This window comes from Phenylobacterium sp. LH3H17 (assembly GCF_024298925.1).
Taxonomy (GTDB): Bacteria; Pseudomonadota; Alphaproteobacteria; order Caulobacterales; family Caulobacteraceae; genus Phenylobacterium.
In genome coordinates, this window is record NZ_CP101283.1 from 1,939,128 (window position 1) to 1,955,245 (window position 16,118).

The window sequence follows — 16,118 nt, forward strand, 5'->3', positions numbered from 1 at the left end:
CGAAAAACGCCCGGTCGCGAGACCGGGCGTTTTCATGAGGTCGGCAGATCGAGGCGCTGGCCTACTTGATCTTGCCTTCCTTGAATTCGACGTGCTTGCGCACGACCGGGTCATACTTCTTCATGACCAGCTTGTCGGTCTTGGTGCGGGCGTTCTTCTTCGTCACGTAGAAGTAGCCGGTGTCCGCCGACGAGTTCAGGCGGATCTTGATGGAGGCGGGCTTCGCCATGGTCGGTCCTCGCGGGGCCGGCAAGACCGGCAGGTGTTCGAAAGAGCCGCGGACAATACGAATCCCGAACCTAAAGTCAATGCGGGCCACGCAACTATGCGCTCCCGACGGCACGAAGGCGGCGCGGCCCAGCCTTGGCGCGGGCTGGCGGCTCGCGAACGCAGGATGGCGCCCTGAAGACCCTGCGGGGTCCGCATCGCGGCCGACCCTTGCCGAACCCTTGAGGGGGAGGCGAAAGCCCTACAGGTGGCTGAACTTCGTCCTGGCGCTGCCGAACCGCATGAAGGGCCGTGGCCGGCTGGGGTCGGCCATCCGGCTCACCGCCTCGCCGATCATGGTGCGGGTGACCGCGGGCAGGGGCAGGGCGATGGCGTCGTCGAAGTCGACCCAGGCGATCTCCTCCAACTCCCCGCAGTCAGGTTCGCGGTCCAGGCTGACCAGTCGCTCTGCGTCGGCCATGAGGAACCAGGTGTCGAACCGCTTGGCCAGCATCGGCGGGGTGATGGCGCGGGCGACGATGTCCAGCGCCTCAAGGTCCGGCGCCGCGCCATGGGCGGCGAACTCGCGCCAGGGCCCGGCCAGCGGCCGGACCGGCGCCTTCTTGGCGAGCAGCAGGCCGGCTTCCTCGAAGGTCTCGCGCACGGCGGCCAGCGCCAGGGCCCGGCCGCGGGCCTTCGGGACATGGGCCTCGAACCGGGCGGCGACGTCGGGGGTCAGGTCCGTGGCGAAGGGCGCGCGGAAGTCGCTGCGGTCTATACGTCCGCCGGGGAAGACCCAGAGGTCGGGCATGAAGTCGTGACCGCTGTTGCGTTTGCCCATCAGGACTTGCGGCGTCTTGCGGTCGCGCCGCACGATAATCAAGGTGGCGGCGTTGCGGGGTTTGACGGCGCGCGATCCCTCGGCGCGCAGGCGTCCCTCAGGACGCCGGACAGGTGCGGTCTGGCTCATGAAACAATTGTATGGGCCGACTCGGGGCCTGGGAACGGCGCCCTTACGTCAACTTCACAGGGCGACCAGCACCGCGCCCACGGCGATCAGCGCCACGCCGGCCCAGTTGGCCGCCGATAGCTTCTCACCCAGGAAGATCGCGGCGAACACGGCCACCAACACCACGCTCAGCTTGTCGACGGGCGCCACACGCGCGGCGTCGCCCAGCTTCAGGGCGCGGAAATAGCAGAGCCAGGAGGCTCCGGTCGCCAGGCCCGACAGCACCAGGAACAGGTAGGTCCGCGGCGAGACCGAGCCGGGCGAGCGCCACTGGCCAGTGGCCGTGACGATCAGGGCCGCGACCCCCAGAATCACCAGGGTTCGGATCAGAGTCGCGTAGTCGGAGTTGATGTTGTCGACGCCGACCTTGGCGAACACGGCCGTCAGGGCCGCGAAGCCCGCCGAGAGCATCGCCCACATTTGCCAGGAAGAGAGCATGGCCGACCTCGTCATTCGGATTTCCCGCGTCAACCTATACTGTGCGTCGCATGATTGAACGGCTGAAGTCCCTCATCGGCCGCCTAGAGGCCCGGACACTCGCGGTGTGGATCGCCGTTGTCGGCGCTCCCTGGTTCTTTCTCGCCATCGCCGACGAGGTGGGCGAGGGGGAGACCGACCTGGTCGACCGCAGCCTGCTCCTCGCCTTGCGGACCCCGGGCCTGCCCGGAGATCCGATCGGGCCGCGCTGGTTCGAGGAGGCGATGCGCGACATCACCGCGCTCGGCGGCTTCACCCTCCTGACCATCACCACCATCGTCGCGGTGCTGCTGCTGGTCTTCCACGACCGGCGGCGGGAGGCCTTGATCTTCGGAGCGACGGTGGTCCTGGCCCAGGCCTCGAGCGAGCTGCTGAAGGCGCTCTACGATCGGCCGCGGCCCTCGCTGGTGACCCATGGCAGCATCGTCTACTCGCAGAGCTTCCCTAGCGGGCATTCGACCTTGTCGGCGGCCACATTCTTCACCCTGGCCGCGGTGGTTGCGAGCGTGGAGACGAAGAAGCGCACCAAGGTGCTTATCTTCGGTCTGGCGATCCTGTTCGTGGTGACGGTCGGGGTCAGCCGGGTTTATCTGGGCGTCCACTGGCCTACCGATGTCCTGGCAGGATGGGCCTTGGGTGCGAGCTGGGCCTTGGTGGCCTGGGTCGTCCTGGGGTTGACCCGGCCGCGAAGGCCCATCTAGCGCTTAGCCTTCTTGCCGGCCTTGCGCTTGACGCCCTTGGGCAGGGCGCTCTTGCCGGCGCCGCCTCCGCGCTTGGGGCCGGAGAACTGGCGGTCGCGCATGCCGAGCCTGGGGCGCGGCGCATTGGGATCGGCCGCCGCCGGCTCGCTCAGCATGTCGAACAACAGGCCGCCGGTGACCGGCGTGGCCTCGCGCAACCGCACCTCCACAGTCATGCCCAGGGGCCAGCGGGCGCCGGTGCGTTCGCCGACCAGGGCGTGCGTCCGGTCGTCATGGACGAAGTACTCGCCGCCCAGGGTGGAGACCGGGATGAGCCCGTCCGCGCCGGTCTCGTCCAGGCGGATGAACAGGCCGAAACGCGTAACCCCGGTGATGCGGCCGGTGAAGGTCGCCCCGATCCGGTCGGACAGGAAGGCGGCCACATAGCGGTCGGTGGCGTCGCGCTCGGCGGCCATGGCCCGGCGCTCGGCGAAGGTGATCCGCTCGGCGGTGTCCTTCATCTGGGCGATGTCGCGGTCGGTCAGACCGTCGGAGCCCAGGCCCAGGGCCTTGATCAGCGCCCGGTGCACGATCAGGTCGGCATAGCGCCGGATCGGCGAGGTGAAGTGGGCGTAGCGGTCGAGGTTGAGGCCGAAGTGGCCGATGTTCTCGGTGGCGTAGATCGCCTGCATCTGGGTGCGTAGCACCACCTCGTTGACGATCTGGGCGTGCGGCCCCTCGCGGGTCTCGACCAGCAACTTGTTGAACCGATCGGTGCGCGGGGCTTCGCCCTTGGCCCAGTTGATCCCGAGGGTCTGCAGGAACTCCGCCAGGGACTGGACCTTCTCCTGGCTGGGGGTGTCGTGGATCCGGTAGATCAGCGGGGTCTTCTTCTGCTCCAGGGTCTCGGCGGCGCAGACATTGGCCTGGACCATCATTTCCTCGATCAGCCTGTGGGCTTCGAGCGAGGGCCGGGCGGTGATCGAGGTGATCTCTCCCTCCGCGCTGATGACGATCTTCCGCTCCGAGCTCTCGATGGCCAGGGGCGAGCGGGCGATCCGGCCCTTCAGCATGGTGTGATAGGCCGCCCACAGCGGCTTCAGGACCGGCTCGAGCAGCGGGTTGGTGTGATCGTCCGGGAAACCGTCGATGGCCCGCTGGGCCTGTTCGTAGGAGAGCTTGGCGGCCGAGCGCATCAGGCCGCGCACGAACTTGTGGGAGCGCTTGCGACCGTCCCTGCCGAACACCATCCGCACGGCGATGCAGGCGCGGTTCTCACCCTGGCGCAGAGAGCAGAGGCCGGCGGACAGCCGCTCGGGCAGCATGGGCTCCACCCGGTCGGGGAAATAGACGCTGTTGCCCTTGTCGTGGGCTTCCTTGTCCAGGGCCGAGCCCGGCCGCACATAGGCGGCGACATCGGCGATGGCCACCCAGACGATCCAGCCGTCTTCGTTCTTGGGATCGGTGTCGGGCTCGGCATAGACCGCGTCGTCGTGGTCCCGGGCGTCGGGCGGGTCGATGGTCAGCAGCGGCACGGCGCGCAGGTCCTCGCGGCCCGAGAGGGTCGGGGCTTGAGCGGCCTCGGCCTCCGCTTCGGCGGCCTGGGTGAATCCCGTGGGGATGCCGTGCGAATGGATGGCGATCAGCGAGGCCGCGCGCGGCTGGTCGACCCGGCCGACCACCTCCAGCACCTTGCCGCGCTTGGGCCCGTAGCGGCCGTCCGCACCGCTGACCTGGGCCAGGACCAGGTCGCCGTCGCTGAGGTTCTCGGCCTCGGCCGGGACCAGCAGCAGGCTTTCCTTGGACTTGCGGTCCACGGGCTCGACGCGGACCTGGCGGTTGGCCTTGCGGACCACGCCCAGGATGCGGTGGGCGCTCTGACCCAGGCGCTTGATCATCCGCGCCTCGGTCTCGCCGTTCTCCAAGACCGTGAAGCGGACGAGCAGGCGGTCGCCCAGGCCGGGCGCGCCGCCGACGGCCTCGCGGCGGTCAGGGGCAAGGCGGACGCTGGGTGCGTCCTCGCCCTTGGTCAGGCGGACCATCAGCTCGCCGTCGGCATCCTTCTCGACCACATCGACCACCCCGACCTCGGGCAGGGCGCCGGACTCGGCGAATGCCTTGCGGCCACGCTTGCCCAGCGCTCCGGATTCTTCGAGTTCCTTGAGCATGTCGCGCAGGGCGCGGCGATCGGCGCCCTTCAGCCCGAAGGCCTTGGCGATATCGGCCTTGCCGGTCTCACGGGCTTCGCGAACGTACTGGAGCAGGGTGTCGCGATCAGGCAGGCCCTGGACGGGCCTCCCCGGTCCCTTGGGGGCGAAGCGTGCGGATTTCGGCGTACGTGTCTTGGGCATCCCGCACTTCTAACGCGGGAATCGACATTCGGCTCGCGGGAACTCGGGCCGTGACCCCTAGGCGGTCACGGCCTTCTTGGCGGCGGGCTTCTTCGCCGCGGTTTTCTTGGCGGGCGCCTTCTTCGCGGCCGCGGGCTTGGCGGGGGCCTTGGCGCGGGCCGGCTTCTTCTTGCCGCCGCCCTTGGCTTCGCGCTCGGCGATCAACGCCACGGCCTCTTCCATCGTGAGGTCCTGCGGCTCCTTGCCCTTGGGTACGTTGGCGTTGGTCGAGCCGTGCTTGATGTAGGGGCCATAGCGGCCCGACAGGATCTTCACCGGCGCCCCGTCGGTGGGGTGGGGGCCGAGATCCTTCAGCGCCGCGGACTCACCGCGTCCGGGGCGTCCGCCCCCGGCACGCTTTTCGGCCAGCAGGGTGACGGCGCGGTTCAGGCCGACCTCAAACACTTCGTCGACGCCCGGCAGGTTGGCGTAGGTGCCGTTGTGCAGGACAAAGGGCCCGAACCGGCCGATGCCGGCGGTGATCATGCCGCCGTCCTCGGGGTGGGCGCCGACCTCGCGGGGCAGCCGCAGCAGCCGCAGTCCCTTTTCCAGATCCATGGCCGCCGCCGACCAACCCTTTGGCAGGCTGGAGCGCTTGGGCTTGTCGGCCTCGCCCAGTTGCACATAGGGGCCGAAGCGGCCGGCCTTCAGGAACACCGTCTCGCCCGTCACGGGGTCGACACCCAGTTCGCGGTCGCCGCTCTCGGCGGCGTTGTCGTCGCTGGTCTGGGCGATCGGGCGGGTGTGGCGGCATTCGGGATAGTTCGAACAGCCGATGAAGGCCCCGAACTTGCCGGTCTTCAGCGACAGCCGGCCGGTGCCGCAGGTGGGGCAGCCGCGCGGATCGGAGCCGTCGGCCTTTTCCGGGAAGATGTGCGGGCCGAGCGCCTCGTTGAGCGCGTCCAGCACGTGGGTGACGCGCAGTTCGGCGATTTCGCCGACCGCGGCGTGGAAAGACTCCCAGAACTCCCTCAGCAAGGCTTTCCAGTTGAGCTCGCCGGCCGAGACCAGGTCGAGCTTCTCCTCGAGGGCGGCGGTGAAGTCGTACTCCACGTAGCGGGCGAAGAACTGCTCCAGGAAGGCGGTGACCAGCCGTCCCTTGTCTTCGGGCACGAACCGGTTCTTGTCCATGCGGACGTATTCGCGGTCGCGCAGCACGGTCAGGACCGAGGCGTAGGTCGAGGGCCGGCCGATGCCGAGCTCCTCCATCTTCTTCACCAGGCTGGCTTCCGAATAGCGCGGCGGCGGCTCGGTGAAGTGCTGGTCAGCGCGGGCGTCGACCACCTTGGCGTCGGCGCCTTCGCGGACCTGGGGCAGGCGACCGCCTTCCTCGTCATCCGCGTCGTCGCGGCCTTCCTCGTAGACGGCGAGATAACCGTCGAACAACACCACCTGGCCGGTGGCGCGCAGGCCGGTCTTCCCGTCGGCGCTCTCCAGATCGATGCTGGTCCGCTCGATACGGGCGGCCTCCATCTGGGAGGCGATCATCCGCTTCCAGATCAGCTCATAGAGCCGCCCGAGGTCGCTCTCCAGGCGCAGGGAGCCGGGGTTGCGGGCCAGCGCCGTAGGGCGGATGGCTTCGTGGGCCTCCTGGGCGTTCTTGGCCTTGGTCTTGTAGATCCGCGCGCTCTCGGGGACGTATTCCTTGCCGTAGAGGCCGCCGATCACCTGGCGGGCCTCGTCGATGGCCTCGGGTGCGCTCTGGATGCCGTCGGTCCGCATATAGGTGATGAGACCCACGGTCTCGCCGCCGATATCGATGCCCTCGTACAGCTTCTGGGCCGCCTGCATGGTGCGCTGGGCGGAGAAGCCGAGCTTGCGCGAGGCCTCCTGCTGCAGGGTCGAGGTGGTGAAGGGCGGGGCGGGTGAGCGCCGGCCGGGCTTCTTCTCGACCGCGGCGATCTTGAAGGTCGCGGCCTTCACCGCCGCCTGGGCGGCGTGGGCCGAGGCCTCGTCGCCAAGATCGAACTTGGTCAGCCGCTTGCCGTCGTGCTTGACCAGTCGGGCCAGGAACGGATCGCTTCCGGAGGAGACGTCGGCCTCGACGGTCCAGTATTCCTGGGTCTTGAAGCGCTCGATCTCGATCTCGCGATCGACCACCAGGCGCAGGGCCACCGACTGGACGCGGCCGGCCGAGCGCGAGCCCGGCAGCTTGCGCCACAGGACGGGCGAAAGGGTGAAGCCCACCAGATAGTCCAGGGCGCGGCGGGCCAGGTAGGCGTCCACCAGTTCCATGTCGATATCGCGGGGGTTCTTCATCGCCTCGGTCACCGCGGTCTTGGTGATGGCGTTGAAGACGACGCGCTCGACCTTGGCGTCCTTGAGGACCTTCTTCTTCCGAAGCACCTCCAGAACGTGCCAGGAGATGGCTTCTCCCTCACGGTCGGGGTCGGTGGCCAGGATGATGCGTTCAGCGCCCTTGGCGGCCTCGGCAATGTCACTGAGGCGCTTGGCGGACTTGGCGTCCACGTCCCAGAGCATGGCGAAGTCCTCGTCGGGCTTCACCGATCCGTCCTTGGCTGGAAGGTCGCGCACGTGTCCGTACGAGGCCAGCACGATATAGCCGGACCCAAGGTATTTATTGATGGTCTTTGCCTTGGCGGGGCTTTCGACGACGACGAGGTTCATGGGCGCTCTATATAGGCGTCCCGGGCGGAAGGCCCGAAATTCAAGGGCGCGAAAGGTGGGCGAGGCGCCTATGCCCTGTCAACGGGGGTCGCGCGATCATCAATATGTGCAATTAGAGGTTGGCGAACAACCTCCGCGCGCAATTGCAACGAGAATCTGATACCGGCGTTTTCCAGCACAATGGAACCGTGGAACCGCAACGCTTCGCCGCAGGCCTCCGCGACCTTTATCGAAGAGGTCCTGAACCAACTCGCCGAACTGGCGGCCTTGAAGGGTTACCGGGCGCTCGCCTCCACCCTGATGATGGCCGCCCTCGATGCCGCCCGAGCCGCCGCCGGTCCGCCGGATCAAGCGATCGATCGCGCGTCCGACAAGACCCGAGACAAGGCTTCGGATCACTAAAGGCTCGAGACCAGCCCCCCGGCAGTGAGGTCCGCGCGGCCGGCCAGGGCGAGTTCCACCAGGGCGGCCAGCACGATGGCCGCCGGCGCGCCCGCGGCGCGGATCAGCTCGTCCCGCGAGACCGGTGTCGGCGACAACAGGGCCGCGACCCGTTCGCGCACGGCCGCCACCTCGGCGTCGGGCCTCGGCGGAGGCGCCGGTTCGAAGGCGCGATCCGGAGCGCGGAAGCCGCCGAAACCCTCCAGGGCGCGCAGCACGTCGTCGACGCCTTCGCACAGGGCCGCGCCTTGCCGGATCAGGTCGTTCGTCCCCTTGGCGCGAGGATCCAGCGGCGAGCCGGGCACCGCCAGGACCTCGCGGCCCTGCTCGGCGGCGAGGCGTGCGGTGATCAGCGAGCCCGAGCGAAGTTCGGCCTCCACCACCACCACCGCCTGGCTGAGGCCGGAGATCAGCCGGTTGCGGCGGGGGAAGTCCTTGGCCGTGGCGGTGCGGCCGGGCGCGCTCTCCGAGACTACGCAGCCCTGCTCGACGATGCGCTCGTACAGGTCCCGGTGCTCCCGCGGATAGATGTCGTCGATCCCGCCGCCCAGGACGGCGACGGTTCCGGTGGCGAGAGAGCCCTCGTGCGCCGCGCCGTCCACCCCGCGCGCCATGCCCGAGACGACGATCAATCCCGCCGCGCCCAGGTCGGCGGCCAAGCCGCGGGCGAACCTCTGGCCGCCGGCCGAGGCGACGCGCGCGCCGACGATCGCCACGGCCGGCCGCGACAGCAGGCGGGGCTCGCCGCGCGCCCAGATCACCGGCGGCGGGGGATCGAGGGCCGCCAGGGGCGCCGGGAAATCGGCCTCGCACGCGGCGATCAGCCGCGCGCCCAGGGCGGCTCCGGCCTCCAGTTCGGCCTCGATCTCGGAGAGGGCGGGGATGTCGAGCGGCGAAACCCGTCCGCCGCGCCGCGCCAGGTCGGGCAGGGCGGCGAGCGCCAGCGACGCTTCGCCATAGCGGCCGAGGAGCTGCTGGAACGTGACGGGCCCGACGTTCTCCGTGCGCGCCAGCCGCAGCCAGTCGCGGCGCCCGGCCTGCGTCAGCGCCGCGATCACGCGGCCTCTTTGTCTTTCTTGCCGCCGATCCTGGGCTCCTGGCCCTTCAGCAGCCGGGAGATGTTGTCCTTGTGGCGGATGTAGATCAGCACCGCCATGAACAGGGCCATGGCCGCGATCGGATAGGGCCGGTCGAAGACCAGGACCACATAGAGCGGCGCGAGCGCCGCGGCGGTCAGGGCCGCCAGGGACGACATCCGGAACAGCAGGGCCATGGCGATCCAGGTGGCGCCCGCCGCCAGCCCTACCGGCCAGGCCGCCGCCAGCAGGGTGCCGAAGAAGGTCGCCACGCCCTTGCCGCCCTTGAACTTCAGCCAGACGGGGAACAGGTGGCCCAGGAAGGCCGCGCTGGCGGCGATGGCGGTCAGGGTCGCCTGGGCGTCCACGCCCTTGTCGCGGGTGGCCAGCCAGGCCAGCAGCACGGCCACCGCGCCCTTGCCGCCGTCGCCCAGCAGGGTCAGCGCCGCCAGATCCTTGCGGCCCGTGCGCAGCACATTGGTCGCCCCGATGTTGCCCGAGCCGATGTTGCGGATGTCGCCCTGGCCGCCCAGCTTGGCGGCGATCAGGCCGAAGGGGATCGAGCCCAGCAGATAGCCGCCCACGACGGCGGCCGCGATCAGGATGGGGCTGAGGGACTCAGGCATCGGCGTTTCCTCGTAACGGCCCAGTGGTAGCCGCGCCCGCGCGGAACGTCATCCGTTCGCGCCCAAGGCCAAGCTTGGCGCAACCTGGCCGTGTTCGTCAATTGTTCTTCGCGGGCCCTTTGACAGTCGAGATTGGGTCCGCCTTATTGGTGCTTGGTCGTAAAAGGCGGCTCGTGAGCGAGCTAACCTTCGAGGTGCATTGGTGGTTTTCGCTGCGATTGCGCTTGGCGTTCTGCTCGGCACGGGTCTGCTGGGCTGGTTGATTCGCGTCCACACTCGACACCGTGCCCCGCGGTTCAAGGGCGCAGTCGCAATCGTAAATGTCGCGACGGGCGTGGCTGCAATTCTTGTCCTGCTACCCGGCTTCGTCGTGGGCGGTAACTTTGGCGGAGCAATCGCCGCCGGCGCCGCCGAAGCGATGGGCTGGAGCATGCTGTTTGTGGTGCCCCTGGGGATCGCCCTCGGCGTCACGATTGGGATTACGCTGCCGGTGCTTGCGGTCTTTGTCTTGCTTAGGCTGGTTCTGCTAGTGAGCGACCGCGCTCAGGCCCGGTAGACAACCCGCCCGTCGACAAGGGTCATCATCACCTCGCCCTGCAGCCTGCGCCCATCGAACGGTGAGTTGCGCGACTTGGACTTCAGCTTTTCCAGGTCGATGACAATGGGGGCGTTGAGGTCGCAGAGCACCAGGTCGGCGGGCGCGCCCTTGGCCAGGCGGCCGGCGGCGAGGCCCAACAGGTCGGCCGGGCGGCTGGTCACCGTACGCATCAGGTCGATCAGCGGGATGCGGCCTTCGTGGTGGAAGGCCAGCAGGGCGGCCAGCAGGGTTTGCAGGCCCACCGCGCCGGGGGCGGCCTCGTCATAGGGCAGGCGCTTGTCCTCGGCGGGAGCCGGGGCGTGGGCGGAGACCACGATGTCGATCAGGCCGCTCGCCAGGGCCTCGATGGTCGCCTGGCGGTCGTCCTCGCCGCGCACTGGCGGATCGAACTTCAGGAAGGTGCGGTAGTCGCCGATATCGATCTCGTTGAACGACAGGTGGTTGATCGAGGTGGTGGCGGTGACCGGCAGGCCCTTGGCCTTGCCCCGCGCCAGGCTCTCCAGGGCGCAGGCGGTGGTGACCTGGTCGACCAGCAGGCGCGCCCCGGTCAGCTCCACCAGGGCCATGTCCCGCTCCAGCATGATCTTCTCGGCGATCGGCGGGACACTGGGCAGGCCCATGCGGCCGGCGAACTCGCCCTCGGTGGCCGCCGAGCCCTTGGCCAGCCACGGGTCGGAAGGCCGGTGGGCGACCAGGACATTGAAACTCTTGGCGTAGGCCAGCACCCGGCGCAGCACCTTGGAATCGACGATGGGCCGATCGGCGTCGGTGACATAGACGCAGCCGGCCTCGGCCATCAGCCCGATCTCCGCCATCCGCTCGCCGCGGCAGCCCTTGGTGGCGGCGCCGGCCGGGTAGACGTGGACCAATTCGATGTCGCGCGAGCGGCGCAGGATGAAGTCGACCACGGAGGCCTCGTCCACCACCGGATCGGTGTCGGGCTGCAGGACGATGGAAGTCACGCCGCCGGCCGCCGCGGCGAGCGCGGCCGATTTCAGGGTCTCCTTGGTCTCCGCGCCCGGTTCACCGGTCTTGACCCTCAGGTCGACCAGGCCGGGGGCCAGCATGGCGCCGCCCGCGTCGATGACCTCGATGTCGGCGGACAGGGATCCCAGGTCGCCGCCCTGGACGACGTCGGCGATCTTGCCGTCGCGGACCAGCAGGGCGCCGGGGCCGTCCCAGCCGCTGGCAGGGTCGACCAGGCGGGTGTTGACGAAGGCGGTCGGGCGCTGGGTCATAGTTCGGGCCGTCCGATCCATTTCTCGACCACCGGGGGAACATAGGCGTCGAGCGCATCCAGCATCGGACCAGCGTCCTCGCGGAAGATGATCATGTCGCGGTGGGGCGCCTGCAGGAACGCCTCGCCCACCGCGTGGTCGACGAAATTGCGCAGGGCGTTGAAGTAGCCGAGCGCGTTGAGAAATCCCGCCGGCTTGGCGTGGAAGCCGAGCTGGCCCCAGGTCCAGATCTCGAAGATCTCCTCCAGGGTGCCGACTCCGCCGGGCAGGGCGATGAAGCCGTCGGCCAGCTCGGCCATCCGCGCCTTGCGTTCGTGCATGGAGGCGACGATCTCCAGCCGCGACAGGCCGTTGTGGGCGATCTCCTTGTCGGCCAGCGCCGCGGGCATGACGCCCACCACCTCGCCGCCGGCGTCCAGGGCGGCGTCGGCCAGCGCGCCCATCAACCCGACCTTGGCGCCGCCATAGACCAAGCGGTGGCCGCGGTTGGCGATCGCCCGGCCGAGGGCCTCGGCGGCGACGCGATAGGCCGGGTCCCCGCCGGGGCTCGACCCGCAGAAGACGCAGACGGAGGCGATCTTGCCCATCAGTCGTTGTGCAGTCGCGCGGCCAACGAGGTGAGGACCGCCATGCGCGCGGCCACGCCCATCTCCACCTGGTCCTGGATCAGCGAGACGGCCAAGTCGTCGGCCACGTCGGAATCGATCTCTACGCCGCGGTTCATCGGGCCGGGATGCATGACCCGCACGCCGGGCGAGGCATAGGCCAGCTTCTCGCGGTCCAGGCCGTAGAAGCGGAAATATTCGCGCTGCGACGGCGCCAGCACCCCGTCCATCCGCTCGAGCTGCAGGCGCAGCATCATGACCACGTCGCAGTCGGCGATGCCGGTGCGCATGTCGTGGTGGACCGCGACGCCCCAACGGTCGGCCTCGGCGGGCATCAGGGTCGGCGGACCCACCAGACGCACCTCGGCGCCCATCATCTGCAGCAGGCCGACATTGGAGCGGGCCACGCGGCTGTGCAGGACGTCGCCGCAGATCGCCACCCGCAGACCCGCGATCCGCCCGAAGGCGCGGCGCATGGACAGCGCGTCCAGCAGGGCCTGGGTCGGATGCTCATGCTGGCCGTCGCCCGCATTGATCACCGAGCAGGTGACCTTCTGCGCCAGCAGGGAGGCCGCGCCGGACGAGGCGTGGCGCACCACCAGCAGGTCGGGCTGCATGGCGTTCAGGGTGACGGCGGTGTCGATCAGGGTCTCGCCCTTGGAGATCGAGGACGAGCGCGGGCTCATATTGACCACGTCGGCGCCCAGCCGCTTGCCGGCCAGCTCGAAGGAGCTCTGGGTCCGGGTCGAGTTCTCGAAGAATAGGTTCATCAGAGTCCGACCCTTGAGCAGGTCGAGCTTTTTCGAGGTCTGGCGGTTGAGGGCCACGAAACTGTCGGCGAGATCCAGCAGCCCCGCGACTTCCACGGGGTTCAGATCCACCACGGACAGGAAATGCCGCTTGGGGAAGGGGAAGGTCCGACCAAGGACCTCGTTCAGACCGGTTAGGGCGGCGCTCATTAAAGTCGCGTCTTAGGCGGCTTATGCGGGGGCGCCAAGCGGCGTCGTCATTGCTCCACAGATCGCAGGCGCTCCAAGGCGCCTTGCAGGATCCAACCCGCCGCCATCTTGTCGACCAGCTCGGCGCGGCGAGCGCGGTTGATGTCGGCCTCGTCGATCAGGAAGCGGTTGACGGCCATGGTCGACATCCGCTCGTCCCAGAAGGCGATGACGAGCTCAGGCCGCAGCCGCAGCAGGTTGCGGGCGAAGGCGCGGTTGGACTGGCAGCGGACGCCTTCCGTCCCATCCATGTTGACCGGCAGGCCGATGACGATCCCTGCCACCTCGCGGCCGTCCATCACCTTGAACAGCGCCTTTGCATCGTCGGTGAACTTGCTCTTGCGGATCAGGGTCAGCGGGCTCGCCACCGTGCGGGTGGGATCGGAGACCGCCACGCCGACGGTCTTCTCGCCCAGGTCCAGGCCCACCAGCGCCCCGTAGCGGGGGAGGAGGGCGGGCAGTTCGGTGAGATCGACGACGGCCATGGGCTTCCATAGCGGTCGTGACGATGGACGCAATGATTGCCTAGACTGGCCAGATGACCGATCATCGACACATGCACGGTGCCAAGGTCCTGGTCTGCGCACCCGAGGGCGGGCCGGTGCGCACGGACCGCGACGCCATGGACCTCGTGGCGCTGGGCCTGGAGCAAGCCGCCGACTGGGTGGCGGTTCCCGTCGAGAGGCTGGGCGACGACTTCTTCGTGCTCTCGACTCGCATCGCGGGCGAGGTGATCCAGAAGTTCGTGAACTACCGGACCAGGCTGGCGGTGGTAGGCGATATATCGCCCCACCTGGCCAACAGCACGGCGCTGCGCGACTTCGTCTACGAGTCCAATCGCGGCCGTCACGTGTGGTTCGTGGCGAGCCTGGAGGAGCTGGAAGGCCGCCTGGCGTCCGGCTGAGGCGAGGGATCACTTGTCAAAGGCGGGCGCGCACGGCTAGGGCAAGCCTCTGAGATTGAGGAGGGCCCCATGGCCATCGACGCCGCGACCGTCCGTAAGGTCGCGAGGCTCGCGCGGATCGCCGAGCCCGAGGAAAAGCTGGAGGCTCTGGCCAAGGAGCTGACCGGCATCATGACCTGGATCGAGCAACTCGCCGAGGTCGACACGGACGGCGTCGAGCCGATGACCTCGGCCGTCCACATGCCCGCGCCGATGCGCGAGGACGTGGTCACCGAGGGCGGCGACGTCTCAAAGGTGCTGTCCAACGCGCCCAAGACCATCGACGGCTTCTTCGTCGTGCCGAAGGTGGTGGAATAGATGACCGCGCTCACCTCGCTGACTCTGAAGGCCGCACTGACCGGCCTCGCCGACAAGTCGTTCTCGTCGGAGGAACTCACCGCCGCCCACGTGGCCGCGGTGGAAGCCGCTCGTCCGCTCAACGCCTTCATCCTTGAGACGCCCGAGAAGGCCATCGAGATGGCCAAGGCCTCCGACGCCCGCCGGGCGAAGGGAGAGGCCGGGGCGCTGGACGGCGCGCCGCTCGGGATCAAGGACCTATTCTGCACGGAGGGGGTCCGCTCGACCGCCGGTTCGAACATCCTGGGCAACTTCGTGCCGACCTATGAGTCCACCGTCACCGCCAATCTGTGGCGCGACGGGGCGGTGATGCTGGGCAAGCTGAACCTGGACGAGTTCGCCATGGGCTCGTCCAACGAGACCTCGGCTTTCGGTCCGGTGGTCAATCCCTGGCGCGCCGAGGGGGGCAACGCCAAGTTGACGCCGGGCGGCTCGTCGGGCGGATCGGCCGCGGCGGTGGCGGCCGAGCTGTGCCTAGGCGCGACGGCCACCGACACCGGCGGCTCGATCCGTCAGCCGGCCTCGTTCACCGGCACGGTGGGCATCAAGCCGACCTATGGCCGCTGCTCGCGCTGGGGCGTGGTGGCCTTCGCCTCGTCGCTGGACCAGGCCGGACCGATCGCCAAGACCGTCGAGGACGCGGCGATCCTGCTGAAGTCCATGTCGGGCCACGACGTGAAGGATTCCACCAGCCTGGACGTCGAGGTCCCGGACTTCGCCAGCTTCGTCGGCAAGTCGGTGAAGGGCCTGCGGATCGGTATCCCGAAGGAGTACCGGGTCGACGGCATGCCCGCCGAGATCGAGAAGCTGTGGGAGCAGGGGATCGCGTGGCTGAAGGAGGCCGGCTGCGAGATCGTCGAGGTCTCCCTGCCGCATACCAAGTACGCCCTGCCGGCCTACTACATCGTGGCGCCGGCCGAGGCCTCCTCGAACCTCGCCCGCTACGACGGCATGCGGTTCGGGCTGCGCGAGGACGGCGCCAATCTCACCGAGACCTATGAGAAGACCCGCGCCGCGGGCTTCGGCGCCGAGGTCAAGCGCCGCATCCTGATCGGCACCTATGTGCTCTCGGCCGGCTACTATGACGCGTACTACCTGAAGGCGCTCAAGGTCCGCCGCCGCATCGCCGACGACTTCGACCAGGCTTTCCAGAAGGTCGACGCCCTGCTGACGCCCACGGCCCCGTCGGCCGCCTTCGGCCTCGGCGAGAACGCCGACGATCCGGTGGCCATGTACCTGAACGACATCTTCACGGTGACGGTGAACCTGGCGGGCCTGCCCGGCATGAGCATCCCCGCCGGCCTGGACGCCAAGGGCCTGCCGCTTGGTCTGCAGCTGATCGGCAAGGCGCTGGACGAGGGCACGCTGTTCTCCCTGGGCGGCGCCATCGAGAAGGCCGCCGACTTCCGCGCCAAGCCGGCCCGGTGGTGGTGAACACTTGAAACGCAAAACCCCCGCCGGTGAGGCGGGGGTTTCTCGTTTCGTGACGGCGTTTCGTCCTACTTGACCTTGTCGAGATCGGCCTGCAGGGCGACCAGCATCTCGTCGGTGATCGCGCCCTGGGACAGCGGCTGGAGCTGCTTCAGGGTCATTTCCTTGAACTGGTCATAGGCCGGATGGCTGGCGAGCTGCGGGATGTGCTTGTCGACCACGGCCTTGGTGGCCGGATTGTCGACGAGCTGCATGACTGGAGTGGCGTCCACGGAGGCGGGGGCAGGCGCGGCGGCCGCGTCCTGGGCCAGGACGGGCGCGGCGGCGAGCGCGCCGAACGACATGGCAAGGCCGGCGAGGCCTGCGGCGAGCATCTTGTTCATGGGTGGTTTCCTATCCCCGAATGGTCTTGAG

18 protein-coding genes are annotated in these 16,118 nt (G+C 68.8%); 6 read left to right on the plus strand and 12 right to left on the minus strand.

What is annotated here, in order from left to right; all coding sequences use genetic code 11:
* Window positions 1–61: 61 nt before the first annotated feature.
* The 3 genes from rpmG to M9M90_RS09590 form a co-directional block, all read right to left on the minus strand.
* The gene (rpmG, locus tag M9M90_RS09580) at window positions 62–229 is read right to left on the minus strand and encodes a 50S ribosomal protein L33 (RefSeq protein WP_254836926.1); all 168 of its coding nucleotides are present in this window, start codon (window positions 227–229) and stop codon (window positions 62–64) included.
* Window positions 230–469: 240 nt separating this feature from the next.
* On the minus strand, window positions 470–1,177 hold the full coding sequence (locus M9M90_RS09585) for an NUDIX hydrolase (protein WP_254836927.1): 708 nt from the start codon (window positions 1,175–1,177) through the stop codon (window positions 470–472).
* 54 nt (window positions 1,178–1,231) lie between these two features.
* On the minus strand, window positions 1,232–1,669 hold the full coding sequence (locus M9M90_RS09590; RefSeq protein ID WP_371876916.1) for an EamA family transporter: 438 nt from the start codon (window positions 1,667–1,669) through the stop codon (window positions 1,232–1,234).
* Between the two features lie 89 nt (window positions 1,670–1,758).
* Between M9M90_RS09590 and M9M90_RS09595 the strand changes: the two genes are divergently transcribed.
* Window positions 1,759–2,394, plus strand: coding sequence for a phosphatase PAP2 family protein (locus tag M9M90_RS09595; RefSeq protein WP_254836928.1), 636 nt, complete (start codon window positions 1,759–1,761; stop codon window positions 2,392–2,394).
* Here the strand turns inward: M9M90_RS09595 and rnr are convergent.
* Together rnr and topA are read right to left on the minus strand one after the other, a co-directional pair.
* The gene (gene rnr / locus M9M90_RS09600) at window positions 2,391–4,724 is read right to left on the minus strand and encodes a ribonuclease R (protein WP_254836929.1); all 2,334 of its coding nucleotides are present in this window, start codon (window positions 4,722–4,724) and stop codon (window positions 2,391–2,393) included. The two genes, M9M90_RS09595 and rnr, sit on opposite strands and share 4 nt — an antisense overlap.
* Before the next feature lie 57 nt (window positions 4,725–4,781).
* Window positions 4,782–7,391: a type I DNA topoisomerase gene (gene topA, locus M9M90_RS09605; RefSeq protein ID WP_254836931.1), complete on the minus strand. Its 2,610-nt coding sequence runs from the start codon at window positions 7,389–7,391 to the stop codon at window positions 4,782–4,784.
* Between the two features lie 180 nt (window positions 7,392–7,571).
* Here topA and M9M90_RS09610 point away from each other — a divergent pair, with 180 nt between their 5' ends.
* Window positions 7,572–7,793: a hypothetical protein gene (locus M9M90_RS09610; RefSeq protein ID WP_254836932.1), complete on the plus strand. Its 222-nt coding sequence runs from the start codon at window positions 7,572–7,574 to the stop codon at window positions 7,791–7,793.
* Here M9M90_RS09610 and dprA read toward each other — a convergent pair.
* Entirely contained in the window at window positions 7,790–8,890 is a 1,101-nt protein-coding gene (gene dprA, locus M9M90_RS09615) for a DNA-processing protein DprA (RefSeq protein ID WP_254836933.1), read from the minus strand. The genes M9M90_RS09610 and dprA overlap by 4 nt on opposite strands.
* Complete coding sequence (gene plsY / locus M9M90_RS09620) at window positions 8,887–9,534, minus strand: glycerol-3-phosphate 1-O-acyltransferase PlsY (protein WP_254836934.1); 648 nt, start codon at window positions 9,532–9,534, stop codon at window positions 8,887–8,889. Before plsY ends, dprA begins: the two co-directional genes overlap by 4 nt.
* 202 nt (window positions 9,535–9,736) lie before the next feature.
* Here plsY and M9M90_RS09625 point away from each other — a divergent pair, with 202 nt between their 5' ends.
* Window positions 9,737–10,090, plus strand: coding sequence for a hypothetical protein (locus M9M90_RS09625; protein WP_254836936.1), 354 nt, complete (start codon window positions 9,737–9,739; stop codon window positions 10,088–10,090).
* Here M9M90_RS09625 and pyrC read toward each other — a convergent pair.
* Genes pyrC through ruvX form a run of 4 tightly spaced genes read right to left on the minus strand, consistent with a single transcriptional unit; the run spans window position 10,078 to window position 13,458 of the window.
* Entirely contained in the window at window positions 10,078–11,370 is a 1,293-nt protein-coding gene (gene pyrC / locus M9M90_RS09630) for a dihydroorotase (protein ID WP_254836937.1), read from the minus strand. The two genes, M9M90_RS09625 and pyrC, sit on opposite strands and share 13 nt — an antisense overlap.
* Window positions 11,367–11,957, minus strand: coding sequence for a TIGR00730 family Rossman fold protein (locus tag M9M90_RS09635; protein ID WP_254836938.1), 591 nt, complete (start codon window positions 11,955–11,957; stop codon window positions 11,367–11,369). Before M9M90_RS09635 ends, pyrC begins: the two co-directional genes overlap by 4 nt.
* Window positions 11,957–12,934, minus strand: coding sequence for an aspartate carbamoyltransferase catalytic subunit (locus M9M90_RS09640; RefSeq protein ID WP_254836939.1), 978 nt, complete (start codon window positions 12,932–12,934; stop codon window positions 11,957–11,959). The genes M9M90_RS09635 and M9M90_RS09640 overlap by 1 nt, the downstream gene beginning before the upstream one ends.
* Window positions 12,935–12,981: 47 nt before the next feature.
* On the minus strand, window positions 12,982–13,458 hold the full coding sequence (gene ruvX, locus M9M90_RS09645) for a Holliday junction resolvase RuvX (RefSeq protein WP_254836941.1): 477 nt from the start codon (window positions 13,456–13,458) through the stop codon (window positions 12,982–12,984).
* Window positions 13,459–13,511: 53 nt separating this feature from the next.
* Here ruvX and M9M90_RS09650 point away from each other — a divergent pair, with 53 nt between their 5' ends.
* The 3 genes from M9M90_RS09650 (at window position 13,512) to gatA (ending at window position 15,707) form a co-directional block, all read left to right on the plus strand.
* Complete coding sequence (locus M9M90_RS09650) at window positions 13,512–13,877, plus strand: DUF4180 domain-containing protein (protein WP_254836942.1); 366 nt, start codon at window positions 13,512–13,514, stop codon at window positions 13,875–13,877.
* Between the two features lie 69 nt (window positions 13,878–13,946).
* Window positions 13,947–14,234, plus strand: a complete 288-nt coding sequence (gatC, locus tag M9M90_RS09655) for an Asp-tRNA(Asn)/Glu-tRNA(Gln) amidotransferase subunit GatC (protein WP_254836943.1) — start codon at window positions 13,947–13,949, stop codon at window positions 14,232–14,234.
* Window positions 14,235–15,707, plus strand: a complete 1,473-nt coding sequence (gene gatA, locus M9M90_RS09660; RefSeq protein WP_254836944.1) for an Asp-tRNA(Asn)/Glu-tRNA(Gln) amidotransferase subunit GatA — start codon at window positions 14,235–14,237, stop codon at window positions 15,705–15,707.
* A 65-nt stretch (window positions 15,708–15,772) separates the two neighbouring features.
* On the opposite strand, the gene M9M90_RS09665 is transcribed toward gatA, so the two are convergent.
* Window positions 15,773–16,087, minus strand: a complete 315-nt coding sequence (locus tag M9M90_RS09665) for a hypothetical protein (protein WP_254836945.1) — start codon at window positions 16,085–16,087, stop codon at window positions 15,773–15,775.
* Window positions 16,088–16,118: the final 31 nt, after the last annotated feature.

Excerpts from the sequence above, each read along its gene's own strand:
- rpmG (WP_254836926.1), bottom strand. The coding sequence starts at position 229 with ATGGCGAAGCCCGCCTCCATCAAGATCCGCCTGAACTCGTCGGCGGAC.
- M9M90_RS09585 (WP_254836927.1), bottom strand. The coding sequence starts at position 1,177 with ATGAGCCAGACCGCACCTGTCCGGCGTCCTGAGGGACGCCTGCGCGCC.
- M9M90_RS09590 (WP_371876916.1), bottom strand. The coding sequence starts at position 1,669 with ATGACGAGGTCGGCCATGCTCTCTTCCTGGCAAATGTGGGCGATGCTC.
- rnr (WP_254836929.1), bottom strand. The coding sequence starts at position 4,724 with ATGCCCAAGACACGTACGCCGAAATCCGCACGCTTCGCCCCCAAGGGA.
- topA (WP_254836931.1), bottom strand. The coding sequence starts at position 7,391 with ATGAACCTCGTCGTCGTCGAAAGCCCCGCCAAGGCAAAGACCATCAAT.
- M9M90_RS09610 (WP_254836932.1), top strand. The coding sequence starts at position 7,572 with ATGGAACCGTGGAACCGCAACGCTTCGCCGCAGGCCTCCGCGACCTTT.
- plsY (WP_254836934.1), bottom strand. The coding sequence starts at position 9,534 with ATGCCTGAGTCCCTCAGCCCCATCCTGATCGCGGCCGCCGTCGTGGGC.
- pyrC (WP_254836937.1), bottom strand. The coding sequence starts at position 11,370 with ATGACCCAGCGCCCGACCGCCTTCGTCAACACCCGCCTGGTCGACCCT.
- M9M90_RS09635 (WP_254836938.1), bottom strand. The coding sequence starts at position 11,957 with ATGGGCAAGATCGCCTCCGTCTGCGTCTTCTGCGGGTCGAGCCCCGGC.
- M9M90_RS09640 (WP_254836939.1), bottom strand. The coding sequence starts at position 12,934 with ATGAGCGCCGCCCTAACCGGTCTGAACGAGGTCCTTGGTCGGACCTTC.
- ruvX (WP_254836941.1), bottom strand. The coding sequence starts at position 13,458 with ATGGCCGTCGTCGATCTCACCGAACTGCCCGCCCTCCTCCCCCGCTAC.
- M9M90_RS09650 (WP_254836942.1), top strand. The coding sequence starts at position 13,512 with ATGACCGATCATCGACACATGCACGGTGCCAAGGTCCTGGTCTGCGCA.
- gatC (WP_254836943.1), top strand. The coding sequence starts at position 13,947 with ATGGCCATCGACGCCGCGACCGTCCGTAAGGTCGCGAGGCTCGCGCGG.
- gatA (WP_254836944.1), top strand. The coding sequence starts at position 14,235 with ATGACCGCGCTCACCTCGCTGACTCTGAAGGCCGCACTGACCGGCCTC.
- M9M90_RS09665 (WP_254836945.1), bottom strand. The coding sequence starts at position 16,087 with ATGAACAAGATGCTCGCCGCAGGCCTCGCCGGCCTTGCCATGTCGTTC.